The sequence below is a fragment of the Affinibrenneria salicis genome (assembly GCF_008710095.1).
Window position 1 is genome coordinate 159,368 of the sequence record NZ_VYKJ01000014.1, and the last position, 24,412, is coordinate 183,779.

Consider the following 24,412-nt stretch of genomic DNA (forward strand, 5'->3'; position numbering starts at 1 on the left):
AAAGGTATCTGGTTAAGATGACTGGCTATGTTCGCCGGCCTGACGAAGACGCCGCCGGGTGCGTTTAATAAAACGGGCGACGCGCCAGGCGCGTTTTATACAATAGCCGTACAACAAAAACGCTAGCACAAATAGTGCCAACATGACCCATTCGGGTATAAAAGAAAGGTATTCGCCGGCGATGCCGACGGCGGCAAGCAGCGCCGCCGCCAGTGTAATCAGCACGAACGCCTGACGCGAGGTAAAACCCGCGCGCATGATTAAATGATGGATGTGCTGCCGATCGGGCGAAAACGGGCTCATACCTTTACGTAGACGACGATACATGATGGCGATCATGTCCATCAGTGGAATAGCGATAATCCACAGCGCCGTTACCGGGTTGATCGGATGATCCCGTCCCTGGGTGCTCTGCAGCAGGATCCAGATGGCGGTAAAGCCAATCATGGTGCTGCCGGCATCGCCCATGAACACCTTATAGCGGCGGCCGAGCACGCCGAGATTAAGCAGAATATAGGGCAGGATGGCGACGATCATGGCAAAGCACCACATCGCCAGGTTGTCCTCACCCGCCAGATAGAGCAGGATGCCCATAGCGCCGAACGAGACGCTGGACAGCCCGCCCAGCAACCCGTCAATCCCATCCACCATGTTAAAGGCGTTGATCGCCGCCCAGACGGCGAACAGGGTGACCAGATAGCCGAACGGACCGAACGACATCTCCCACGGGCCGAAGATATGCCCCAGATTGCGCAAGTAGAGTCCGGCGAAGACCATCATCACCACGGCGACCAGCGCCTGAACCAAAGCGCGCACGCGGATGCTGATATCGAAGCGATCGTCCAGCGCGCCGGTAAACACCAGGATGCCGGCGCAGATCAGATAGAGACGGAAATGGGGAATGTAGCGTTCGGTGATAAGCCAGGTAAAGCAGATCCCGGCGTAGACGGAAATACCGCCAACCAGCGGTATCAACCCGCGGTGACGTTTGCGGTAGTCGGGGCGATCGACCAGACCTATTTTTCTGGCCGTCAGGCGGGCGATAAACAGAAAGCCCAGAGAAAACAGGAAAACGAATAGTAATTCGGTACTCATAATGAGTCAGTTCACCGTTAGCAGCTCTTGATTTAACTAAGGCTGTTCCATGATGCATATCGGGTTCACGCCGGACCAGAACGCCGCAATCAGCGCGCGCCGGCTGCCCCTTTCTTTATTGTACCGGCCGCAGCGGCGCCGGCTCGGGTAAAGCCTGAAGAAACGTGCGTTTGCCGCCTCCCCGCCGGGAAAATCCTTCGGGTACAGGCCGCGCTCCATCGTACACGCGCAGACAAAAAACGCACAGTGACCGCAGTCTAACTCTCAATGTGACTTGATTATATACCCTTCGGGTTGCCGGCGAGCTCTTCTCGCCTGCCGGACGGCGCCGGAATGCGTTGCCGCGCCGGCGTCACTCCGGCTATCAAGGCTCAGATACAAAAAAACGCCACGGACCGGCGTGGCGTTTTCCCCGAGTTCGTTCTTTTTAGGAACGCTTCATCATATCGAAGAATTCATCGTTGGTTTTCGTCATCGCCAGCTTGTTGATGAGGAATTCCATCGCGTCGATCTCACCCATCGGATGGATGATTTTACGCAGGATCCACATCTTCTGCAGCTCTTCCGACGTGGTAAGCAACTCTTCTTTACGCGTACCCGAACGATTGTAATCAATCGCCGGGAACACGCGTTTTTCGGCGATTTTACGGGCCAGGTGCAGTTCCATGTTGCCTGTCCCTTTAAATTCTTCGTAGATCACTTCGTCCATTTTGGAGCCGGTGTCCACCAGAGCGGTAGCGATAATGGTCAGACTGCCACCCTCTTCCATATTACGCGCCGCGCCGAAAAAGCGCTTCGGACGATGCAGGGCGTTGGCGTCCACACCGCCGGTCAGCACCTTGCCCGAAGCCGGCACCACGGTGTTGTAGGCGCGCGCCAGACGGGTAATGGAGTCCAGCAGAATGATAACGTCTTTTTTGTGTTCAACCAGGCGTTTGGCCTTTTCAATCACCATTTCCGCCACCTGAACGTGGCGCGAAGCCGGTTCGTCAAAGGTGGAGGCGATAACTTCGCCCTTCACCAGACGCTGCATCTCCGTCACTTCTTCCGGACGTTCGTCAATCAGCAGCACCATCAGCACGCAGTCCGGGTGATTGTAGGCGATGCTCTGCGCGATATTCTGCAGCAGCATGGTTTTACCGGCTTTCGGCGGCGCCACAATCAGGCCGCGCTGACCGCGACCGATCGGCGCAGCCAGATCCAGTACGCGCGCGGTTAAGTCTTCCGTCGAGCCATTGCCGCGCTCCATGCGTAAACGAGAGTTCGCGTGCAGCGGCGTCAGGTTTTCGAACAGGATTTTGTTGCGGGCGTTTTCCGGCTTGTCGAAGTTAACTTCGTTGACTTTCAGCAGCGCGAAATAGCGCTCGCCTTCTTTCGGCGGGCGAATTTTACCGGAGATGGTATCGCCTGTGCGAAGATTGAAGCGGCGGATTTGGCTGGGAGAAACGTAAATATCATCGGGACCGGCGAGGTAGGAACTGTCTCCAGAGCGGAGGAAGCCGAAGCCATCCTGCAGAATCTCCAGTACACCGTCACCGAAGATATCTTCGCCACTTTTTGCATGCTGTTTCAGAATGGCGAAGATAATGTCCTGTTTGCGCATGCGGGCCAGATTTTCCAGCCCCATATTTTCGCCGAGAGTAATCAACTCAGAAACCGGCGTATTTTTTAATTCGGTAAGATTCATAGTGGTGGGTTCTTAAACTCGGGGTAAATCTCGAACTATTAACGTGAATGGTATGGCAGCGTCATCCGCGCCTGTATAACAGCTTTCAATCAACAAACGCCCGCATAATCATGCCGTCAACGGCACAGATCCTGCACAAGCGGAAGACTGAAACACCTTGAAACCAATTAATTTAAAACTATTAGATTGCCGGAATCAGATTGCGGAACATGCTGTTAATCAATGACTTTCTGATTCAGACATAGAATAAAACGCTAGATTCTGACTTCACGTTTAAGCCCTGGAGGACTCAAACTGTAGGTAAGTACGATATGCAGTACAGACGAATCTAACACGCTTCCCGGCGGGCGTCCAGCGGTCAATACGAGAATTCATCGTGATGTGACGGAACACCGGTTACCCACAGGGAAAAGCGCGGAAGACGCGTGAAACGTTACAGGTTCGCGTTCAGAAACTCTTTCAGCTGCGTTTTGGACAGCGCGCCCACTTTGGTCGCGGCCACTTCGCCATTTTTGAACAGCAGCAGGGTCGGGATGCCGCGAATGCCGTATTTGGGCGCGGAAGCCGGATTCTCATCGATATTGAGCTTGGCCACGGTCAGTTTGCCGTCATACTCTTCAGCAATTTCATTGAGAATCGGAGCGATCATTTTGCACGGACCGCACCATTCAGCCCAGAAATCAACCAGTGTTACGCCTTCAGCCTGCAATACATCAGTACCAAAACTGTCATCTGTCAGGTGAATTATTTTATCGCTCATGTTTTACTCCACAGGATGTATGTCTGCCTTGTTGGTGTAGCATTAGCCAACAATAAGGTTGACTTTATTTCACTGGATACGCTTTCGTAAAGCAATAGTTAGCTGATATTCTATCATACTATGAGCAAAACATACTTAACTGAACAGAAGTTTTCCGACTTCGCCCTGCACCCTCTGGTTATCGAAGCTCTTGAAAAAAAAGGGTTTCATAATTGTACGCCTATTCAGGCGTTAGCATTACCACTCACCCTTGCGGGTCGTGATGTGGCGGGTCAGGCGCAAACCGGTACAGGGAAGACGCTGGCGTTTCTCGCGTCTGCGTTTCATTATTTACTGTCTCACCCGGCGTCGGCGGAGCGTCAGACCAATCAGCCCCGAGCGCTGATTATGGCTCCCACCCGTGAATTAGCCGTGCAAATTCATGCCGATGCGGCCTCGTTATCCGACCTGACCGGGCTGAAGCTGGGTCTGGCCTACGGCGGCGACGGCTATGACAAGCAGTTGAAGGTGCTGGAAAGCGGCGTGGACGTTCTGATCGGCACCACCGGGCGCCTGATCGATTACACCAAACAAAACTATGTCAATCTGGGCGCCATTCAGGTGGTGGTGCTGGACGAAGCCGATCGCATGTACGATCTGGGTTTTATCAAGGACATTCGTTGGCTGTTCCGCCGGATGCCGCCGGTCACCCAGCGTCTGAATATGCTGTTTTCCGCCACCCTGTCCTGGCGCGTGCGGGAGCTGGCCTTCGAGCAGATGAACAACGCCGAGTACATTGAAGTGGAGCCGGAACAGAAAACCGGGCACCGCATCAAAGAGGAGCTGTTTTATCCTTCCAACGAGGAAAAAATGCGCCTGTTGCAGACGCTGCTGGAAGAAGAATGGCCCGACCGCTGCATCATTTTCGCCAATACCAAACACCGCTGTGAAGATATCTGGGGCCACCTGGCCGCGGATGGTCATCGCGTAGGCCTGCTGACCGGCGACGTGGCGCAGAAAAAACGGCTGCGAATTCTGGACGACTTTACCAAAGGCAACCTGGATATTCTGGTCGCCACCGATGTGGCCGCGCGCGGTCTGCACATTCCTGCGGTGACGCACGTATTTAACTATGATCTGCCCGACGACTGCGAAGACTATGTCCACCGCATCGGCCGTACCGGCCGCGCCGGCGCCAGCGGTTTCTCCATCAGCCTGGCCTGCGAAGAGTACGCGCTGAATCTGCCGGCGATTGAAGAGTATATCGGCCACGGCATTCCGGTCAGCAAATACAACAGCGAAGCGCTGTTGACCGACCTGCCCGCGCCGAAACGCCTGTCGCGCCCGCGCACCGGCAGCGGTCCGCGCCGCAACAGCGCGCCGCGTCGCAGCGGGGCGCCCCGTAATAATCGCAAGCGCCCGGGTTGAGATACTGATGCTTAGTTCTTCTTCTCTCTATGCGGCGATCGATCTGGGTTCCAACAGCTTTCATATGCTGGTGGTGCGCGAAATCGCCGGCAGTATCCAGACGATAACGCGCATTAAACGCAAGGTCAGGCTGGCCGCCGGCCTGGATCGGCATAACCGACTGTCGCAGGAGGCGATGCAGCGCGGCTGGCAGTGTCTGCAGCTATTTTCCGAACGGTTGCAGGATATCCCGCCGGGTCAGGTGCGCATTGTCGCCACCGCGACGCTGCGTCTGGCGACCAACGCCGATGAATTTCTGCAGCAGGCGCAGCAGATCCTCGGTCAGCCAGTGCAAATCATTAGTGGTGAAGAGGAAGCCCGACTGATCTATCAGGGCGTCGCCCATACCACGGGCGGACCGGAACAGCGTCTGGTAGTGGATATCGGCGGCGGCAGCACCGAACTGGTGGCCGGCGACGGCGCCCAGGCGGCGCACCTGATCAGCCTGCCGATGGGCTGCGTCACCTGGCTCGAACGCTACTTCAGCAACCGCAGCCTGACCGGGGAAAACTTCGCTCAGGCGGAGCAGGCGGCGCGCGATATCATTCGGCCGGTCAGCTCGCGGCTGCGCGAACACGGCTGGCAAATCTGCGTGGGCGCCTCCGGCACCGTGCAGGCGCTGCAGGAGATCATGGTGACGCAGGGGATGGATGAATACATCACCCTTGATAAGCTGCTGCGGCTGAAAAAAAAGGCCATCCAGTGCGGCAAGCTGGAAGAGCTGGAGATTGAAGGGTTGACGCTGGAGCGCGCGCTGGTATTCCCCAGCGGCCTGTCGATCCTGCTGGCGGTCTTCCAGGAGCTGAATATCGATAGCATGACGCTGGCCGGCGGCGCGCTGCGCGAAGGACTGGTCTACGGCATGCTGCATTTACCCGTCGATCGCGATGTACGCCACCGTACGCTGCGCAACCTGCAGCGGCGCTATCTGCTGGACAGCGAACAGGCCCAGCGCGTCAGCCAGCTGGCCGATAATTTCTTGCAGCAGGTCGCGCGCGACTGGCAGCTGGATAACCGATGTCGCGAGCTCCTGCAAAGCGCGAGCCTGGTGCATGAGATTGGCCTTAGCATCGATTATCGCCACTCACCGCAACATGCGGCCTACCTTATCCGCAACAGCGATTTACCCGGTTTCACCCCCGCACAGAAAAAACTGCTGGCCACCCTGCTGCAAAACCAGAGCAACCCCGTCGATATCAACCTGCTAAGTCAACAGAACGCCCTGCCTCAGCAGCAGGCGCAGCGGCTGTGCCGTCTGCTGCGGCTGGCGATCATTTTCGCCAGCCGGCGCCGCGACGACACGTTGCCGGCGGTTCGTCTGCGCGCGCAGGACGAACAGCTGCAGGTTATTTTACCGGCAGGCTGGCTGACGCAGCATCCGCTGCGGGCGCAGGCGCTGGAACAGGAAAGCAGCTGGCAGAGCTATGTACACTGGCCGCTGATGCTGGAAGAACAGGCGCACTGAGCGGCCGAACGCCGCCAGCTCGCCAGCGCCGGGCGGGACGTTCCGCGCGGCGTACGTATAGCGCGGCTGAGCGGACGGCATCAAAGCGGAGCGCAAGGCCGTGCTGTGTCCCGCAATTTATTTTCGCTGACTGACGGTGAGAAAAACACATTAATTCTGTGCGTTTTTTGAACTTATTTCGTGAGTGATTACTGCCACGCCCCCTGTCAGGAGCGTGCAATCTCTCATCAACCAGGCAATTGCGGGACATAGCCTAGTCGTGCCGCTCTTTGGCCTGCGCCAGCTGCGCGCGGATGTTGGCCAGGTGGCTCTGCCCTTTCTGCATCCGTTCCTGCGCGCTGACCACTTTGCGCTCGCTTTCCCAGTGTAAATCATCCTGCGGCAGTTCGAGCAGGAAGCGGCTCGGCTCCGGCCGAACCAGCTCGCCGTACTGACGCCGTTCGCGACATAGCGTGAAGGTCAGCGCCCGTTGCGCGCGGGTAATGCCGACATAGGCCAGCCGCCGCTCTTCGTCCACGTTGTCTTCATCAATGCTGCTTTGGTGCGGCAGCAGCCCCTCTTCCATCCCCACCAGGAACACATAGGGAAACTCCAGCCCCTTCGAGGCGTGCAGCGTCATCAACTGGACCTGATCCAGCTCTTCCTCGCTTTCTCCGCGCTCCATCATGTCGCGCAGGGTAAAGCGGGTCACCACCTGGGTTAAGGTCATCGGTTCGTCCAGATCGGAGCCTTCCAGCATCTCGGTCATCCACGAGAAGAGCTGATTGACGTTTTTCATCCGCATCTCCGCCGCTTTGGGACTGGTGGAGCTTTCATACAGCCAGCTTTCGTAATCCGTGCCGTGCAGCAGATCGCGCACGGCGGCCACCGGTTCGCGCTCCGCCAGCCGGGCCAGCTCCGCCATCCAGTGCGTGAAGCGCTGCAGCGACTCCAGCCCGCGTCCTTTCAGCGACTGGCCCAGCCCCAGATCGAAGCTGGCGTTGAACAGGCTTTTATTGCGCTGCCCGGCCCATTCTCCCAGCTTTTGCAGCGAGGTCGGTCCGATTTCCCGCCGCGGCGTATTGACGATGCGCAGAAACGCGCTGTCGTCTTCCGGATTGGTCAGCACGCGCAGATAGGCCAGCAAGTCTTTGATTTCAGGTCGGGAGAAGAACGAGGTGCCGCCGGAAATGCGGTAGGGAATGCGGTTTTGCATCAGCATTTTTTCAAACAGGCGCGACTGGTGGTTGCCCCGATACAGTATCGCGTAATCGCGGTACTGCGTCTTATTGACAAAATGGTGCGCAATCAGTTCGCCCACCACCCGCTCGGCTTCGTGGTCCTCGTTGTTGGCGGTGATCACGTTCAGTACCTCGCCGTAGCCCAGTTCGGAAAACAGTCGTTTTTCAAAGGCATGCGGGTTGTTGGCGATCAGAATATTGGCCGCTTTCAGTATGCGGCCCGACGAGCGATAATTCTGCTCCAGCTTGATCACTTCCAGCTGAGGGAAATCCTGCTGTAACAGCTGCAGGTTCTGCGGACGCGCGCCGCGCCAGGAGTAGATCGACTGGTCGTCATCACCCACCACGGTAAAACGCGCGCGGTTGCCCACCAGCAATTTCACCAGTTCGTACTGGCTGGTATTCGTGTCCTGATATTCATCCACCAGCAGATAGCGCAGGCGGTTCTGCCAGCGTTCGCGCACTTCATCATTGCGCCGAAACAGCAGCGCCGGCAGCAGGATCAGATCGTCGAAGTCCAGCACGTTGCAGGCGCGCAGATGGTCGTGGTACAGGCCATAGCAGTGCGCAAACAGCTTGTCGCGTTCGGAACGCGCGGCGCCGGCCGCGCCGGCCGGGTCCATCAGATCGTTTTTCCAGTTGGAGATGGCGGAGATAAGCTGCTGCAGCAGCGTTTTGTCGTTTTCCAGCCAGGTTTCGGTTAAATCCTTCAGCAGCGCCAGTTGGTCCTGATCGTCAAACAGAGAGAAGTTGGATTTCATACCGAGCGCGGCATATTCGCGTTTGATCACCTCCAGCCCGAGCGTGTGGAAGGTCGCGATAGTCAGGCCGCGCGCTTCTTTGCGCCCCAACGTCTGCGCGACGCGCTCTTTCATCTCGCGCGCCGCTTTGTTGGTAAATGTGACGGCTGCGATATGGCGCGCCTGATAGCCGCACTGGCGGATCAACCAGGCGATTTTATTGGTGATAACTCGCGTTTTGCCGGAACCGGCGCCGGCCAGCACCAGACAAGGGCCGGTCACAAATTCAACTGCACGCTGTTGGCTGGGATTCAAACGCATCGCATTACCCGACTCGATCTGACTAAAAACAGGAGGCGATTGTAGCAGAAAGCCGGGGCGATGCTGAGCGGCAGATTGCGCCGCCGGACGGACAATGGGCTGCACATCCCGGCCGACAAATGTTACATTGGCCGGCCTGAATCATTTTCACAAAAGGGTAATCCAATGGCTAAAACCGCCTCGGCGCTGCATATTCTGGTCGATAATGAACAAAAGGCGAAAGATATTCTGCAGCAGCTGCAGCAGGGCGCCGACTTCCAGCAACTGGCGAAAAAGCACTCTACCTGCCCGTCGAAGCGCGACGGCGGCAACCTGGGCGAATTCCGCCAGGGCGATATGGTGCCGGCGTTCGATAAAGCAGTGTTTTCCTGCGAGCTGCTTAAACCTTTCGGCCCGGTCAAAACCCAGTTCGGCTATCACATCATCAAAGTGCTGTACCGCAACTAAGTCCGCCGTCGACAGCAGAAGTAAAAAAGCACAGCCAACGCTGTGCTTTTTTCTTGTTCCTTGCGGGCCAGGGGATAGCGCGCAAGAAATAACGCTTAGCCCGCTACCGCGATACGTTTCATATCGGTCATGTAGCCACGCAGTTTGCGGCCCACGGCTTCGATCGGGTGGTTGCGGATCGCTTCGTTGACATCGCGCAGTTGAGCATTGTCTACCGTAGTGTCGACGGAAGCCGCCTTGCCCAGGTCGCCCGGCTGCAGGGTCGCCATAAAGGACGCTTTCAGCAGCGGCACCGCGGCGTTGGCGAACAGGTAGTTGCCGTACTCGGCGGTGTCGGAAATAACCACGTTCATTTCGTACAGACGTTTACGCGCAATGGTATTGGCGATCAGCGGCAGTTCGTGCAGAGATTCATAGTAGGCGGATTCTTCGATGATGCCGGAGCTAACCATCGTTTCAAACGCCAGTTCCACGCCGGCCTTAGCCATCGCCACCATCAGTACGCCCTGGTCGAAGTATTCCTGCTCAGAGATTTTACCGTCAAACTGCGGCGCGGTTTCGAACGCGGATTTGCCGGTTTCTTCACGCCAGGTCAGCAGTTTCACGTCGTCGTTGGCCCAGTCGGCCATCATGCCGCTGGAGAATGCGCCGGAAATGATGTCGTCCATATGCTTCTGGAACAGCGGCGCCATAATGCCTTTCAGCTGTTCGGACAGCGCCCAGGCACGCAGTTTCGCCGGGTTGGACAGACGGTCCATCATCAGCGTAATACCGCCCTGTTTCAGCGCTTCGGTGATGGTTTCCCAGCCGAACTGAATCAGTTTTTCGGCATAAGCCGGATCAACGCCGTCGGCGACCAGTTGATCGTAGCTCAGCAGAGAACCAGCCTGCAGCATACCGCACAGGATAGTCTGTTCGCCCATCAGGTCGGATTTCACTTCCGCGACGAAGGAGGACTCCAGTACGCCGGCGCGATGACCGCCGGTCGCCGCCGCCCAGGCTTTGGCAATCGCCATGCCTTCGCCTTTCGGATCGTTTTCCGGGTGAACGGCGATCAGGGTAGGCACGCCGAAACCACGTTTGTATTCTTCGCGAACTTCAGTACCCGGGCACTTCGGCGCCACCATCACGACGGTGATATCTTTACGGATGCTTTCGCCCACTTCAACGATGTTGAAGCCGTGGGAATAGCCCAGCGCGGCGCCCTGTTTCATCAGCGGCTGCACGGCCTGCACCACGGCGGAGTGCTGTTTGTCCGGCGTCAGGTTGACTACCAGATCAGCCTGCGGGATCAGTTCTTCGTAAGTACCGACTTTAAAGCCGTTTTCCGTGGCCTTGCGCCATGAAGCGCGTTTTTCGTCAATCGCGGCCTGACGCAGGGCGTAAGAGATATCCAGACCAGAGTCGCGCATATTCAGACCCTGGTTTAGCCCCTGAGCACCACAGCCGACAATCACCACCTTTTTACCCTTCAGGTAACCTGCTTCATCGGCGAATTCTTCGCGCGCCATAAAGCGACATTTACCCAGTTGCGCCAGCTGCTGACGCAGGTTCAGCGTGTTGAAATAGTTAGCCATGGTGATACTCCGTATGATGTTTCGTTCGCATAATTTGCACCCGTGTGCCCGCTTCGCGAGCACAACCGTATGAACCTATCATATGACAGGAATCGTATTGCTTAAATTGATATATTAACAACGTAATATTGCAAGATCTGCAAGGTCAACGCGAGGCGAATGTCGCATGAATTTACGAGATCTCAGACTGTTTCTGCATCTGGCGGAAAGCCGCCATTTTGGCCGCACGGCCAAAGCGATGCATATCAGCCCGTCAACCCTTTCCCGCCAGATCCAACGGCTGGAAGAGGATATCGGGCAAATACTGTTCCTGCGCGACAACCGCACCGTCCAGTTGACGGAGGCGGGTCAGCAGGTAATAACTTTTGCACAGCAAACGCTGCTGCAGTACCGCCAGCTGCGCCACTCGCTCGGCCAGCACGGTCCGTCGCTGAGCGGCGAACTGCGCCTGTTCTGTTCGGTGACCGCCGCCTATAGCCACCTGCCGCCGATTCTGGACCGCTTCCGGGCCGACCAGCCGCTGGTCGAAATTAAACTGACGACCGGCGACGCTGCCGACGCGGTGGACAAAGTTCAATCCAACAGCGCCGATCTGGGCATTGCCGGTCACCCGGAAACCCTGCCCGGCAGCGTCAGCTTCATGCCGATTGAAAAAATTCCGCTGTCGCTCATCATGCCGGCGCTTCCCTGCCCGGCTCAGGCGCAGATCCGGCAATCCAGCCCGGACTGGGCGCAGATTCCGTTTATCCTGCCGGAACACGGGCCGGTGCGTAAGCGCATCGAACTCTGGTTCCGCCGCCATCGCATCGCCAATCCGCTGATTTACGCCACCGTATCGGGCCACGAAGCGATGGTGTCCATGGTCGCGCTGGGCTGCGGTATCGCGCTAATCCCGGACGTGGTGCTGGAAAACAGCCCCGAGCCGGTGCGCAACCGCGTCTCGGTTTTCGCCGCAAACGCAATGGAGCCGCTCGAACTGGGCGTTTGCGTACAGAAAAAACGACTGAGCGAACCGCTTATCGCCGCTTTCTGGCAAACGCTGCAGGCGCCTTAAGCCGCGCCGGCATAGGCTCAGCGCGGCAAAGAGAACGGCTCGCCGTCTCCGGGCGCCTGATTAACCCGTTTCATCGCCTCAATCTTCATCAGATAGCGATAAAGCGGCTCCAGTTGAGTAAACCCCTGGCTCAGAACATCGATCAGTCTGGCGCTGAATAACGTTTCCATCTGTTGGCTGGTCGCGATGGCGGCAAAGGATTTGCGGTTATACCAGCTTGCCAGCCGCGCATCCTGCTCCCGGATCAAAGGACGCTTATAGCTCTCGCCCTCCAGCGTAAAGATGCCGACCAGACAGTCCGCCACCCGCAGAAACGAGCGCGGGTTGTCGCGCAGCGTCTCACGGAACAGCGCCATGGTATTGCGCGACGCGCTGTAATAACCGAGCCCGTAGCGCCAGAAGTCCGGTCCGATTTCGAAGAAATAGCTCGGCGCATCCGTCCAGCCTTTGCGTGGACGTTTAAACGTCAACCACATTTGACTGCGGTAACGTGATTTATCCCGTGAAAAGCGAGTGTCGCGATGCAGGCGGGATAACGTCTTGCCGACGGCGGGCCGGATTTCAAACTGGTCGTCGATTTGCAGCATCGACAGGCCGAGCGACGCCACCAGCGCGCGAAACGGCGTCAGCAACGCGTCATCATAGACATCGCGATGCGCCTCGAACCACTCCTTGCTGTTCTCCTGCCGCACCTGCTGCAGAAAGGTCAAGCCCCGCTGAGAAAACCCGTTAAATTGTTCGCTCATGTCAGTCATCCGGTTATACCGCCGCCGCACTCACCGCCGGACCGGCGCGCGCATGGCGCGCCGTCCACAGCCGTCAACCCGCCAGGAAGAAGCGGAAGGACGGGTTATTCGTCTCATCGTGGCACTCATAGCCCAGCGCCTGCAGATGATGCTCAAACTCCGGCTCGCGCTCCGCCAGCTCAAAGGCGGCCAGCACGCGACCGAAATCATTGCCGTGGCTGCGATAATGGAACAGGGAAATATTCCAGTGCGTGCCCAGCGTATTCAGAAACTTGAGCAACGCCCCCGGCGACTCCGGGAATTCAAAGCTGTACAGCCGCTCCTGCAGATGATGAGACGGACGCCCGCCGACCATATAGCGCACGTGCAGCTTAGCCATTTCATCATCGGACAGGTCCGCCACCTGATAACCGCCCGCCGTCAGCTCGGCAAGGATTTCGTCGCGTTCCGCATGACCGCGCGTCAGACGCACGCCGACGAAAATGCAGGCGTTGTCCGCATCGGCATAACGGTAGTTGAACTCGGTGACAAAACGTCCGCCCAGCAGATGGCAAAACTTCAGGAAGCTGCCTTTACGTTCGGGAATCGTGACCGCCAGCAGCGCTTCGCGCTGTTCTCCCAGCTCACAACGTTCCGAAACGTAGCGTAAGCCATGGAAATTCACGTTGGCGCCGGACAGTACATGCGCCAGCCGCTCGCCCTGAATCTGGTGCTGCTGGATATATTTTTTCATCCCGGCCAGCGCCAGCGCGCCGGACGGTTCGGCAATCGCCCGCACGTCTTCAAAGATATCTTTGACCGCCGCGCAGATCGCGTCGCTGTCGACCGTAATGACGTCGTCCAGATATTCGCGGCACAGACGAAAGGTTTCGTCGCCGACGCGTTTTACCGCCACGCCTTCGGCAAACAGCCCCACGCGCGCCAGATCGACCGGGTGACCGGCATCCAGCGCCGCGCGCAGGCAGGCGGAATCTTCCGCTTCCACGCCGATCACCTGAATCTGCGGCATCAGCTGTTTAATCAGCACCGCCACGCCGGAGGCCAGACCGCCGCCGCCGACCGGCACGAAAATCCGATCCAGGTGAGCATCCTGCTGCAACAATTCCATCGCCAGCGTCCCCTGCCCGGCGATCACCATCGGGTGATCGAACGGCGGAATGAACGTCAGGTGTTTTTCCTGCGCCAGTTCGATAGCCTTCGCCTTCGCCTCATCGAAATTGGCGCCATGCAGCAAAACCTCGCCGCCGAAACCTCGCACCGCGTCCACTTTAATATCCGCCGTGGCGATCGGCATCACGATCAGCGATTTGATCCCCAGTTGGCGAGAAGAATACGCCACGCCCTGCGCGTGGTTGCCGGCCGATGCCGTCACCACGCCGTGCGCGCGCTGCTCTTCATTCAGACTGGCCATCATGGCGTACGCGCCGCGCAGTTTAAAACTGTGCACCGACTGACGGTCTTCGCGCTTCACCAAAATCACGTTATTCAGCCGCGACGACAGCTTGTCCATCTTTTGCAGCGGCGTGACCTGTGCCGCTTCATAAACCGGCGCACGCAAGATCGCCCGCAAATACTCCGCGCCGCAAGGTTCGGCGGGGAGTGGTTGGGATACTGCCATGAGAGTTAGCCTCCAAGCTTACTTTTATCGCGCACCGCACCCTTATCGGCGCTGGTCGCCAGGCTGGCATAGGCGCGCAGCGCGAAAGAAACCTGACGTTCACGACCATGTGGCGTCCAGGCCAGGTCGCCGCGCGCCAGTTCAACGTCACGACGACGGTTTAGCTCATCATCGCTGACGTCCAGCGCAATACTACGGCCCGGGATATCGATAGCGATCATGTCGCCGTCTTCAACCAGACCGATGATGCCGCCGCTCGCCGCCTCTGGCGACGCATGGCCGATGGACAGGCCCGACGTCCCGCCGGAGAAACGGCCGTCGGTAATCAGGGCGCAGGCTTTGCCTAACCCCATCGATTTCAGGAAGCTGGTGGGATAGAGCATTTCCTGCATGCCCGGACCGCCTTTCGGTCCTTCGTAGCGGATCACCACGACGTCGCCGGCAACCACTTTACCGCCGAGGATCGCTTCTACCGCCGCATCCTGGCTTTCATACACTTTAGCCGGCCCGCGGAACACCAGGCTGCCTTTATCGACGCCGGCCGTTTTCACGATACAGCCATCCTCGGCCAGGTTGCCGTACAGTACGGCCAGACCGCCATCCTGACTGTAGGCGTATTCGCGTGAACGAATGCAGCCCTCTTTACGGTCGGTGTCCAGCGAATCCCAGCGGCAGTCCTGCGAAAACGCCTGCGTGGTGCGGATACCTGCCGGGCCGGCGGAGTACATCGCTTTAACCTGTTCGTTGCTGGTCTGCATCACATCATATTCGGCCAGCGTTTCCGGCAGGGTTTTGCCCAGTACGTTGTATACCTCGCGGTTCAGCAGACCGGCGCGGTCCAGCTCGCCGAGGATGGCGATAACCCCGCCCGCGCGGTGCACATCTTCCATATGGTACTTCTGGGTGCTCGGCGCCACTTTGCACAGGTGCGGTACGCGGCGCGACAGGCGATCGATGTCTTCCATCGTGAAATCGATCTCGCCTTCCTGCGCCGAGGCCAGCAGATGCAGTACGGTATTCGTCGAACCGCCCATGGCGATATCCAGCGTCATGGCATTCTCAAACGCCGCCTTACTGGCGATGCTGCGCGGCAACACGCGTTCGTCGTCCTGCTCATAGTAGCGTTTGGCCAGCTCGACGATACGTTTGCCGGCGTTGAGGAACAGCTGTTTACGATCGGCGTGGGTGGCCAGCAGAGAACCGTTGCCCGGCTGTGACAGGCCCAGCGCTTCGGTCAGGCAGTTCATCGAGTTAGCGGTAAACATACCGGAACAGGAACCGCAGGTCGGGCAGGCGGAGCGTTCGATTTGCTCGCTGTCGGCGTCGCTGACGTTCGGATTCGCGCCCTGCACCATCGCGTCCACCAGATCCAGTTTGATGATCTGATCGGACAACTTCGTTTTCCCGGCCTCCATCGGCCCGCCGGAAACAAAGATCACCGGAATGTTGAGGCGCAGTGAAGCCATCATCATCCCCGGAGTGATTTTGTCGCAGTTGGAAATACACACCATGGCATCGGCGCAGTGCGCGTTCACCATGTATTCCACCGAGTCGGCAATCAATTCGCGCGAAGGCAGGGAGTAAAGCATGCCGCCATGGCCCATGGCGATACCGTCATCGACCGCAATGGTGTTGAACTCTTTGGCAACACCACCGGAGGCTTCTATTTGCTCAGCAACCAGTTTTCCCAGATCGCGCAGATGTACGTGGCCGGGAACGAATTGAGTGAACGAGTTGACCACGGCGATAATCGGTTTGCCGAAATCGGCATCGGTCATCCCGGTGGCGCGCCACAGCGCTCGGGCACCGGCCATGTTGCGGCCATGTGTGGTTGTGGCAGAACGGTACTTAGGCATGCTCTTGTTACTCCAGTTTAAACTTAATGGCAGAAGGCCAAATTAACCTTCTGCTAAGGTCTGTCTTGATTTATCAGGGGTTGACCGGATCCAGCCAACCCCATTTATCTTCTGTTTCGCCGGTGAACAGGCCAAAGAAGGACTTCTGCAGCTGTTTGGTGACCGGACCACATTTGCCGATGCCGACCTGAATGCCGTCAACGCTGCGAACCGGGGTAATTTCAGCGGCGGTGCCGGACATAAACACTTCGTCGGCCAGATACAGCGATTCGCGCGACAGCACCTGTTCACGGATTTCAAAGCCCTGAGCTTTCGCCAGCTTGATGATCGCGTCACGGGTGATGCCCGGCAGAGCCGAAGAAGTGAACGGCGGAGTAAAGATAATGCCGTCTTTCACTTCAAACAGATTTTCGCCGGCCCCTTCAGAAACATAACCGTGGACGTCCAGCGCAATTCCTTCCTGGTAGCCATGGCGGCGCGCTTCGCTGCCGACCAGCAGAGAAGACAGGTAGTTGCCGCCGGCTTTGGCCGCGGTAGGAATAGTATTGGCCGCCGCGCGATGCCAGGAAGAAACCATGGCGTCGATACCCTGATCCAGCGCGTCTTCGCCCAGATAGGCGCCCCACGGGAAGGCGGCGATAATGACATCGGTTTTATAGCCGTCCGGCGGATTAACGCCCATGCCAACGTCGCCGACAAACACCAGCGGACGAATATACGCGCTGGAAAGTTTGTTCTTACGCAATGTGGCGCGGCAGGCTTCCATCAATTCATCAACGCTTTGCGTCAGCGGCATGCGGTAGATCTTGGCGGAATCGCTCAGGCGCTGCATGTGCTCACGGTGACGGAACACCACCGGGCCTTTATGGGAATCATAGCAACGAACGCCTTCAAACACGGAAGTACCGTAATGCAGCGCATGCGACATTACGTGAACTTTGGCCTCGGCCCACGGAACCATCTCCCCGTTAAACCAGATAAAATCAGCTTTTTTTGTCATTCTGTTGTTTCCTTCTTCGTGCCTCAGGCACCTGTTTGTTGTGATGCGAGTTGCTGGATTTCAACACCGGCAACATCCAGCAATTTACTTAGCTGAACCGACAGTAGATCCACCGGACGCTGGCTGGCTACAGTGAGTTCTATATTAACGCGATCGCCATTAGCCGTCTGCGCCATATTCATCGCGCATACCTGGAAACCACGGTGGCGCGCTACGCGTAATACGCGTTCCAGCGTCTCCGGCCGAAAGCGGGCCTGGATCGAAAGATGGTGGTGGATCATGATAAGTTCTCCAGCATAGTTTCATTACCGGCGCCGGGCGGCACCAGCGGCCAGACATTCTCATTTTCGTTGATAGAGACATGCAGCAGATAAGGCCCTTCGCTGTTAAACAGGGCGTCCAGTGCGGAGTCAATCTGGTCTTTACGCGAGATGTGCTGACCGGGGATATCGAATGCGCGTGCCAGCGTTAAAAAATCGGGGTTATCGGAGAGGTTTGTTTCGCTATATCGGCCATCAAAAAACAGTTGTTGCCACTGACGTACCATGCCTAACCGTTGGTTATCCAGCAGGACGATTTTCAGCGGCAACCGTTTTCGTTTTATCGTGCCCAGCTCCTGGATATTCATCATGAACGAACCGTCGCCGGAGATACAAATAACCGTATCGTTGGGGCGCGCAACCTGAGCGCCAACTGCGGCCGGCACGCCGAACCCCATGGTGCCCAGGCCGCTGGACGTGATGAAGTTCTCCGGCCGGGTGAACGACATATGTTGGGCGGTCCACATTTGATGCTGGCCGACGTCGGTGGTGACGACGGCATTATCGCCTTTGCGATCGGAAATTTGTTTCAGCAGCGCCGGCGCGTAGATCGCTTCGCCCGGATGATCATAACGCCACGGATATTCCGCTTTCAGCGCCGCGACTTCCCGGCGCCAGTCGCCGATATTCAGCGGCTGCTGCAGCGCGGGCAGCAGCCGGTTCAAATCGCCGCGCAGCGCCACATTCGCCTGGCGCAACTTGCTCAGCTCGGCCGGGTCGATATCCATATGGATAACCTGAGCGTGCGGCGCGAAAGTATTCAGCTTGCCGGTGACGCGGTCATCGAAACGCGCGCCGACGGCGATCAGCAGGTCGCACTGTTGAACGGACAGGTTGGCCGCTTTAGTGCCGTGCATCCCCAGCATGCCCAGATAACCATCCTCGTGGCTATCAACGGCGCCCAGCCCCTTCAGCGTGACAACCGACGGAATCCGGGTGACAGCGATAAACTCGCGCAGCGCAGGCACCGCCTGCGCCATGCCTGCGCCGCCGCCGACGTACAGCATCGGTTTCTTCGCCTGCGCCAGCATTACGGCCGCCTGACGCAGCTCTTTTTCCGGATAATCCAGGGTTTCTTCGACAGGAATCAGGTGCGGGGACAAATCGCCACTGGCCAGTTGAATATCTTTCGGGATATCGATCAGGACCGGACCGGGCCGTCCGCTGCGAGCTATCGCAAAGGCTTCCGCCATGACCTCCGGCAGCGCTTCCAGCGAATCCACCAGAAAGCTGTGTTTGGTGCAGGCCAGCGATAATCCCAGCACATCGATCTCCTGAAAAGCATCCGTTCCGATCAGCGAGGAGCCGACCTGGCCGGTAATCGCGACGACCGGGACAGAGTCCATCATCGCGTCGGCCAGACCGGTGATTAAATTGGTCGCGCCCGGACCGGAAGTGGCGATACAAACCCCCGTTTTACCGGTGGCGCGGGCATATCCGATCGCCGCCATCGCCGCGCCCTGTTCGTGGCGGCACAACAGGTGTTCCACGCCGCCGTCATAGAGAGCATCGTACACCGGCATGATGGCCCCCCCCGGGTAGCCAAAAACGGTATCCACTCCGTGTGCCTTCAACGTTTTCACCACCCACTGCGCACCATTCATAGTTATTTCCCCGACGTCTTACGGGAATAACAACATTGTTCTCTGTTGTGCATTTTAATGCTTCCTCGCGTTATTGCTTTAACCAATAAAAAACCCCCGACCTTGCGGTGCGGGGGTTTTCTTGAATTCGGCTCGATTTTTAAGCCATTCTTCGTCCAAGTGCAGCCCCGCACGGTGGGATAATAATCACCACCACGTTAATTAGGACCAGGCGAATCACAAGGGCGAGCGCTTTCATAAATCGGCAGTTCGTTAATCAGTAATCGAATGATGCCTACAGAGTTACCATAGTCACACCGTGAATGACAATACTTTTTTTAAGTTATTATCCGGCGCACACGCACAAAAATAAAATAATTCTTCAATAAATCAATGCGTTTTCCATTCACCATCACCCGGCATAAAAAGTGCTATCCATGGGATTTGCGATCACTGCTGACGAGCCACCCCAGTCATACTCAGGCATGCCGTACTACTTCCATTATGATGCGTCATCCGTCATCCACCCGGCCGCTGCCGCACGCTAATCCCATCCGCACAGAATTTCAACCATAAGTATAAAAAATAATTCACGGCGCGCTTCGCAATTACCGCCACCCTCACTCCTGCCCGCCCCGGAAATGCGTCATGCTGCGCGGGAAAAGGGAGGAAATATGACACTGGCCGTCAGTTTTACCCGCGCGAGCATCGGCGTTCAGGCTCCCGGCGTATCTATTGAAGTTCATATCAGCAACGGGCTGCCGGCTTTTAACCTGGTGGGACTGCCGGAAACCACGGTGAAAGAAGCGCGCGACCGGGTGCGCAGCGCCCTGATTAATTGCGGCTTTGCCTTTCCGGCCCGCCGGATTACCGTCAACCTGGCTCCGGCCGATCTTCCCAAAGAGGGAAGCCGCTACGATTTACCCATCGCGCTGGCGATTCTGGCCGCATCGGAGCAGATCAACGGCGCGACCCTAACCCGCTATGAATTTTTCGGCGAACTGGGGCTGGCTGGCGGACTAAGGGCCGTCAACGGCGCGATTCCGGCGGCGCGGGAAGCGCTAAAAGCCGGTCGTCAGCCGGTCCTGCCGGCCGCCAACCGGCAGGAAATGGCGCTGCTGGCGCAACAGGACGTCTGGCTGGCGGAACACCTGCTGCAGGTCTGCGCGTTTTTGCAGGGCGAAGGTACGCTGCCCGCCAGTCCGAACTCGCCGCCGGCCTGCGTCGCCGCAGTCGGTCCCGACCTGGCCGACGTGTCGGGTCAGGAGCAGGCCCGTCGAGCGCTGGAGATCGCCGCAGCCGGAGGCCACAACCTGCTGCTAATCGGTCCGCCCGGCACCGGAAAAACCATGCTGGCCAGCCGGTTAAGCGGCCTTCTGCCGCCGCTCAGCGACGACGAAGCGCTGGAAAGCGCCGCCATCGCCAGCTTAGTGAATATCGATACGGCGCCGACCGAATGGCGCATACGCCCTTTCCGCGCGCCGCATCACAGCGCCTCGCTGGCGGCGCTGGTCGGCGGCGGTGCCCTGCCGAAACCCGGCGAAATATCCCTGGCGCATAACGGCGTATTGTTCCTGGATGAGCTGCCGGAGTTTGAACGCCGGGTGCTGGACGCCCTGCGCGAGCCGCTCGAATCCGGCGAAATCGTCATCTCGCGGGCGCGGGCCAAGGTTCGCTTCCCGGCGCGCATCCAACTGGTGGCCGCGATGAACCCCAGCCCGTCGGGCTATCATCAGGGGGTTCACAACCGCGCGACGGTGAGCCAGATTTTACGCTACCTCAGCCGGCTGTCCGGTCCGTTCCTCGACCGCTTCGATCTGTCCATTGAGGTCCCGTTGCTGCCGCCGGGGACGCTGCGCTATCAGCAAGCCCGGGGTGAAAGCAGCGCCGCCGTCCGGGCGCGGGTCTGCGCCGCCAGGGAGCATCAGCAGCAACGCAGCGGTAAAGTGAATGCGTTGCTGAACAATCAGGAAGTCGCCGCGTACTGCCTCCTCGCGCCTGAAGATGCCCGCTGGCTGGAAGAGGTGATGGGCAAACTGGGTCTGTCCGTCCGCGCCTGGCACCGTGTGCTGAAGGTAGCTCGCACCATTGCCGATCTCGCGGCGGCGGCCGACATCCAACACGATCATTTATCAGAGGCGCTGGGCTACCGCAGTATGGACCGCCTGTTGCGCCAGCTGTATCAGGAACAGTGAATATCCGCCGCGACGATCCGCGGCAAAACGAGCTCAGTACGACGAAAAATAACGGGCCGGCGTTACCCCCAGAGTACGGTGAAACAGCGAGATAAAGGCGCTGACGTTGTCATACCCCAGCGACAGCGCCACATGCTTGACTGACGCACCGGCCGCCAGTTTTTCCAGCGCGCAGAGCAGACGTATCTGCCGACGCCACTGGCCGAAGGTCACACCGGTTTCCCGCGCGAAACGACGCGAGAAAGTACGTAATGACATATCACATGCCGCCGCCCAGATCGCGATTGGTTGGTTATCTTCCGGGCAGACAAGCAGTCGCTGAGCTATCCGCAGCAAACGAGGTTCCTGCGGTAGCGCCACGCCGAGCAGATCCGCTTTCAGCAAGCGGATCTCGTCCAGCAAAACGAGGCATAGCCGATACCCGATCGCCTTCTGCTCCTCGCCAGTCCACGCTAAGATACGCAGAACCAGCTCACGCAACAGTCCGCTGTTTTGCAGAGCGCAGGGGATCTGTGGCAAGCGATCGCACCACTCCGGCTCCACATACAGACTCCAGCCGGTAAAAGGGCCGTGCGAGCGCAGCCCGTGCGCCACCTTCGGCGGCAGCCACACCACGTGCGTCGACGGCACCACCCAACGCGACGCATCGCTATCCACCGATAACAGGCCACTCCATGCCCCGAGCAGTTGCCCCTGAGTATGGCAATGTCTGGAAGTAATCCGCACCGTATCTCCGGTAAAACGCCGGGCATAGAGAACCTCGCTGACGGAAGCGGCAACGGATGTATCGCACATAGCATCTCTCCTGAAAGGCGTTCCGGAAAATGGCCGTTTAACATTATTCATTGGCGTAAATACCGTACTTTACCCGGCAGCATCACGCTATGCTGCGCGTTGCTGATCACCAGAGAGGAATAACGTCCATGACAAACCAGCCTATTGAGTTGAACCTGCAGCAGAAAAAAAACATCATCGAACTGATCCTCGCCGCATTACTCAACCCTGACGTAGCGGCCGAAACGTTGCTGAACTACATTACCCCCGACTATCAGCAGTGGGTAAACGGCATTACGCTGGATCGGCAGGCATTTTTGCAGCATGCGCGTCAGTTGAAGAGCATCCTGCATTCCGGGCAGGCAGTCATTCATCGGTTTACCGGCAACGGCGACAGCGCGGTGAGTATTCATGACGTAGCGGCGACGAAAAATAGCGGTGAACAGATTAATATCCGGGTTATTGCGTGGTTTACCTTTCAGGCGGAGAAAATCTGCGCGGTCGAAGAGATGAGCAGTGTTGCTCTGGGAACAGAACAGGATCATCAGTTGGCTTCATGCCACTAATTCACCGTGGGTAAACCGTGACCAGCGCACTGACGCCGCAATAGAAAACGGGGCCAACGGCCCCGTTCTGCTTAATCATCACTTTCCGTGTATTCTTCCACCACATCCATCTGCGGTTTACCGCCGGATAAGGTATGGAAGCGTTTGGGGCGGCGAATACGATCAATATATTTCGACCATATCCTCTCCATATCCGTTACCGGCAGACGTTCACCGCGGCAGACAGCAACAAACTGTTTCTCATCCTCCGTAACCGGCTCACGCTTGCCGAGATCCAGTTCATTGAAGGCGTAGCCATAGCGTTCCAGCAGTTGCGCCTCTTTAATGGTAAAGTCGCCATGCCGCGAAAAACCGCGCGGATAGAATTTATTGTCAAAAAAACGATTAGTCGTAGAGAAGCTCTCTGCCATGTTACACGCTCCTAATTCTCTAATGGCCGTGCTGTATATGGCGCGGAGTATTAGTTAGGCTTGACATTCTGTAAAACAAAACATTTAAATCATCACGACAAAATTTTTTTGGAGATGGGTGTGGACACCGAATTACTGAAAACCTTTTTAGAGGTCAGCAGGACTCGTCACTTTGGTCGTGCCGCCGAATCCCTTTATCTGACGCAGTCAGCAGTGAGTTTTCGCATCCGCCAGTTAGAGAACCAGCTTGGCGCCAATTTGTTCACTCGCCATCGTAATAATATCCGGCTGACGCCTGCCGGAGAGCGACTGCTGCCCTATGCTGAAAGCTTGATCGGCACCTGGCAATTGGCCAGGAAAGAGGTTGCCCGCTCGCAGCAACACACCCAGCTTTCCATCGGCGCGACCGCCTCGTTATGGGAGGCGTGGCTGACGCCCTGGCTAAAAAGCCTGTATCAGCTCCGTCCGCTGCTGCAGCTTGAAGCGCGCATCGCGCCGCGTCATTCACTGATAAAACAACTACATGAACGACAGCTCGATCTATTGATCACCACCGAACCGCCTAAAATGGATGAGCTGGATAGTCAGCAGATCGGCAATTTCTCCCTGTCGCTGTTTGCGGATAGCCACAGTCAGCAAGATCAGGATTTACCCTACATCCGGCTGGAATGGGGCGCGGACTTTCATCAACAGGAGAGCCGCCTGCTGGCGAGCGATCAGGTTCCCGTACTTACCACCACTTCGGCGCATCTGACGCGTCAGCTTCTGGCTACTACGGGCGGCTGTGCATTTTTGCCCAGCCACTGGCAACAGGAATACCCGGAGATCAGGCTATTGAATGAGATACCCGCCGTCGTGCGTCCCTTTTACGGCGTCTGGCTGCAAGGCAGCGATCAGCATGCGCTGGTTAAGCAATTGCTCAAAACACCGATTGAAACGCGCATTTAACGCCCTCAGCCCTTTGTTTACCCGCAGGAAAGGGCAGTCCCCTCCCGTTCGCCATAATAAGCTCAGAACGGTTTCAGGCCGGCGTTCATATTCCGCGATGAGGATCGCTTATCGCCAGCCGACGCAGGAACAAACGCACGCGGTATTTCCCGTACGGCTGGCTAATGGCAAAAAATCCCGGGAAGGCTAAGGTGGTCTTGCTGACGAATTGAGAACGAAAAAAAACCTCTCGCCGCAAAGCGAAAGGTTTTTGTCTGGCAGGGGCGGAGAGACTCGAACTCCCAACACCCGGTTTTGGAGACCGGTGCTCTACCAATTGAACTACGCCCCTAAATAGGGTGGCGGAACGGACGGGACTCGAACCCGCGACCCCCTGCGTGACAGGCAGGTATTCTAACCAACTGAACTACCGCTCCACCGATTTCTTTTCGCTCTCCGGCTTTTCGCCAAAGACGCGTTATTTGATGCCTGGCAGTGCCCTACTCTCGCATGGGGAGGCCCCACACTACCATCGGCGCTGCGGCGTTTCACTTCTGAGTTCGGCATGGGGTCAGGTGGGACCACCGCGCTGTCGCCGCCAGGCA

General features: G+C 57.6%; 21 protein-coding genes, 2 tRNA genes and 1 rRNA gene. 7 read left to right on the forward strand and 17 right to left on the reverse strand.

Going from position 1 to position 24,412, the window contains the following annotated elements:
- Nucleotides 1-12 precede the first annotated feature (12 nt).
- The 3 genes from wecA to trxA form a co-directional block, all read right to left on the reverse strand.
- On the reverse strand, nt 13-1,095 hold the full coding sequence (wecA, locus tag FJU30_RS22035; RefSeq protein ID WP_150437124.1) for a UDP-N-acetylglucosamine--undecaprenyl-phosphate N-acetylglucosaminephosphotransferase: 1,083 nt from the start codon (nt 1,093-1,095) through the stop codon (nt 13-15).
- A 427-nt stretch (nt 1,096-1,522) separates the two neighbouring features.
- On the reverse strand, nt 1,523-2,782 hold the full coding sequence (gene rho / locus FJU30_RS22040) for a transcription termination factor Rho (RefSeq protein ID WP_150437125.1): 1,260 nt from the start codon (nt 2,780-2,782) through the stop codon (nt 1,523-1,525).
- A 433-nt stretch (nt 2,783-3,215) separates the two neighbouring features.
- The gene (trxA, locus tag FJU30_RS22045; protein ID WP_150437126.1) at nt 3,216-3,542 is read right to left on the reverse strand and encodes a thioredoxin TrxA; all 327 of its coding nucleotides are present in this window, start codon (nt 3,540-3,542) and stop codon (nt 3,216-3,218) included.
- Nucleotides 3,543-3,662: 120 nt separating this feature from the next.
- Between trxA and rhlB the strand changes: the two genes are divergently transcribed.
- Both rhlB and ppx read left to right on the forward strand, forming a co-directional pair.
- On the forward strand, nt 3,663-4,949 hold the full coding sequence (rhlB, locus tag FJU30_RS22050; protein WP_150437127.1) for an ATP-dependent RNA helicase RhlB: 1,287 nt from the start codon (nt 3,663-3,665) through the stop codon (nt 4,947-4,949).
- A gap of 7 nt (nt 4,950-4,956) precedes the next feature.
- Nucleotides 4,957-6,453, forward strand: coding sequence for an exopolyphosphatase (gene ppx, locus FJU30_RS22055; protein WP_150437128.1), 1,497 nt, complete (start codon nt 4,957-4,959; stop codon nt 6,451-6,453).
- A gap of 253 nt (nt 6,454-6,706) precedes the next feature.
- Here ppx and rep read toward each other — a convergent pair whose 3' ends face one another.
- Complete coding sequence (gene rep / locus FJU30_RS22060; protein WP_150437129.1) at nt 6,707-8,734, reverse strand: DNA helicase Rep; 2,028 nt, start codon at nt 8,732-8,734, stop codon at nt 6,707-6,709.
- A 165-nt stretch (nt 8,735-8,899) separates the two neighbouring features.
- On the opposite strand from rep, the gene ppiC reads away from it, so the two are divergent.
- The gene (gene ppiC / locus FJU30_RS22065) at nt 8,900-9,181 is read left to right on the forward strand and encodes a peptidylprolyl isomerase PpiC (RefSeq protein ID WP_150437130.1); all 282 of its coding nucleotides are present in this window, start codon (nt 8,900-8,902) and stop codon (nt 9,179-9,181) included.
- A gap of 95 nt (nt 9,182-9,276) precedes the next feature.
- On the opposite strand, the gene ilvC is transcribed toward ppiC, so the two are convergent.
- Entirely contained in the window at nt 9,277-10,758 is a 1,482-nt protein-coding gene (gene ilvC / locus FJU30_RS22070; protein WP_150437131.1) for a ketol-acid reductoisomerase, read from the reverse strand.
- Nucleotides 10,759-10,924: 166 nt separating this feature from the next.
- Between ilvC and ilvY the strand changes: the two genes are divergently transcribed.
- A complete protein-coding gene (gene ilvY / locus FJU30_RS22075; protein ID WP_150437132.1) occupies nt 10,925-11,812 on the forward strand; it encodes an HTH-type transcriptional activator IlvY in 888 nt (295 codons plus the stop codon).
- A gap of 17 nt (nt 11,813-11,829) precedes the next feature.
- Here ilvY and FJU30_RS22080 read toward each other — a convergent pair whose 3' ends face one another.
- From FJU30_RS22080 to FJU30_RS22110, 7 genes are all read right to left on the reverse strand, one after another.
- The gene (locus FJU30_RS22080) at nt 11,830-12,558 is read right to left on the reverse strand and encodes a DUF2461 domain-containing protein (protein WP_150437133.1); all 729 of its coding nucleotides are present in this window, start codon (nt 12,556-12,558) and stop codon (nt 11,830-11,832) included.
- Between the two features lie 73 nt (nt 12,559-12,631).
- The gene (gene ilvA, locus FJU30_RS22085; RefSeq protein WP_150437134.1) at nt 12,632-14,176 is read right to left on the reverse strand and encodes a threonine ammonia-lyase, biosynthetic; all 1,545 of its coding nucleotides are present in this window, start codon (nt 14,174-14,176) and stop codon (nt 12,632-12,634) included.
- Between the two features lie 5 nt (nt 14,177-14,181).
- Nucleotides 14,182-16,032: a dihydroxy-acid dehydratase gene (gene ilvD, locus FJU30_RS22090; RefSeq protein WP_150437135.1), complete on the reverse strand. Its 1,851-nt coding sequence runs from the start codon at nt 16,030-16,032 to the stop codon at nt 14,182-14,184.
- A 73-nt stretch (nt 16,033-16,105) separates the two neighbouring features.
- Complete coding sequence (locus FJU30_RS22095; protein ID WP_150437136.1) at nt 16,106-17,032, reverse strand: branched-chain amino acid transaminase; 927 nt, start codon at nt 17,030-17,032, stop codon at nt 16,106-16,108.
- 23 nt (nt 17,033-17,055) lie between these two features.
- On the reverse strand, nt 17,056-17,313 hold the full coding sequence (gene ilvM / locus FJU30_RS22100) for an acetolactate synthase 2 small subunit (RefSeq protein WP_150437137.1): 258 nt from the start codon (nt 17,311-17,313) through the stop codon (nt 17,056-17,058).
- Nucleotides 17,310-18,956 (reverse strand): acetolactate synthase 2 catalytic subunit, encoded by a 1,647-nt coding sequence (gene ilvG / locus FJU30_RS22105; RefSeq protein ID WP_150437138.1) that lies wholly within the window; start codon nt 18,954-18,956, stop codon nt 17,310-17,312. Before ilvG ends, ilvM begins: the two co-directional genes overlap by 4 nt.
- A 139-nt stretch (nt 18,957-19,095) precedes the next feature.
- A complete protein-coding gene (locus FJU30_RS22110) occupies nt 19,096-19,194 on the reverse strand; it encodes an IlvGEDA operon leader peptide (RefSeq protein ID WP_150437139.1) in 99 nt (32 codons plus the stop codon).
- Between the two features lie 415 nt (nt 19,195-19,609).
- Between FJU30_RS22110 and FJU30_RS22115 the strand changes: the two genes are divergently transcribed.
- Nucleotides 19,610-21,130 carry a YifB family Mg chelatase-like AAA ATPase gene (locus FJU30_RS22115; RefSeq protein WP_150437140.1) on the forward strand — a complete coding sequence of 507 codons (1,521 nt, stop codon included), beginning with the start codon at nt 19,610-19,612 and terminating at the stop codon, nt 21,128-21,130.
- A gap of 33 nt (nt 21,131-21,163) precedes the next feature.
- Here FJU30_RS22115 and FJU30_RS22120 read toward each other — a convergent pair whose 3' ends face one another.
- On the reverse strand, nt 21,164-21,925 hold the full coding sequence (locus tag FJU30_RS22120) for an AraC family transcriptional regulator (RefSeq protein ID WP_150437141.1): 762 nt from the start codon (nt 21,923-21,925) through the stop codon (nt 21,164-21,166).
- A gap of 128 nt (nt 21,926-22,053) precedes the next feature.
- Here FJU30_RS22120 and FJU30_RS22125 point away from each other — a divergent pair, with 128 nt between their 5' ends.
- The gene (locus tag FJU30_RS22125; protein WP_191091669.1) at nt 22,054-22,470 is read left to right on the forward strand and encodes a nuclear transport factor 2 family protein; all 417 of its coding nucleotides are present in this window, start codon (nt 22,054-22,056) and stop codon (nt 22,468-22,470) included.
- 71 nt (nt 22,471-22,541) lie between these two features.
- On the opposite strand, the gene FJU30_RS22130 is transcribed toward FJU30_RS22125, so the two are convergent.
- Nucleotides 22,542-22,880, reverse strand: coding sequence for a DUF413 domain-containing protein (locus tag FJU30_RS22130; RefSeq protein WP_150437143.1), 339 nt, complete (start codon nt 22,878-22,880; stop codon nt 22,542-22,544).
- Between the two features lie 120 nt (nt 22,881-23,000).
- Between FJU30_RS22130 and hdfR the strand changes: the two genes are divergently transcribed.
- Nucleotides 23,001-23,828 (forward strand): HTH-type transcriptional regulator HdfR, encoded by an 828-nt coding sequence (hdfR, locus tag FJU30_RS22135; RefSeq protein WP_150437144.1) that lies wholly within the window; start codon nt 23,001-23,003, stop codon nt 23,826-23,828.
- A 255-nt stretch (nt 23,829-24,083) separates the two neighbouring features.
- On the opposite strand, the gene FJU30_RS22140 is transcribed toward hdfR, so the two are convergent.
- The 3 genes from FJU30_RS22140 to rrf form a co-directional block, all read right to left on the reverse strand.
- Nucleotides 24,084-24,159 (reverse strand) — tRNA-Trp (locus tag FJU30_RS22140).
- Between the two features lie 8 nt (nt 24,160-24,167).
- Nucleotides 24,168-24,244 (reverse strand) — tRNA-Asp (locus FJU30_RS22145).
- Between the two features lie 50 nt (nt 24,245-24,294).
- Nucleotides 24,295-24,410 (reverse strand): 5S ribosomal RNA (rrf, locus tag FJU30_RS22150).
- Nucleotides 24,411-24,412: the final 2 nt, after the last annotated feature.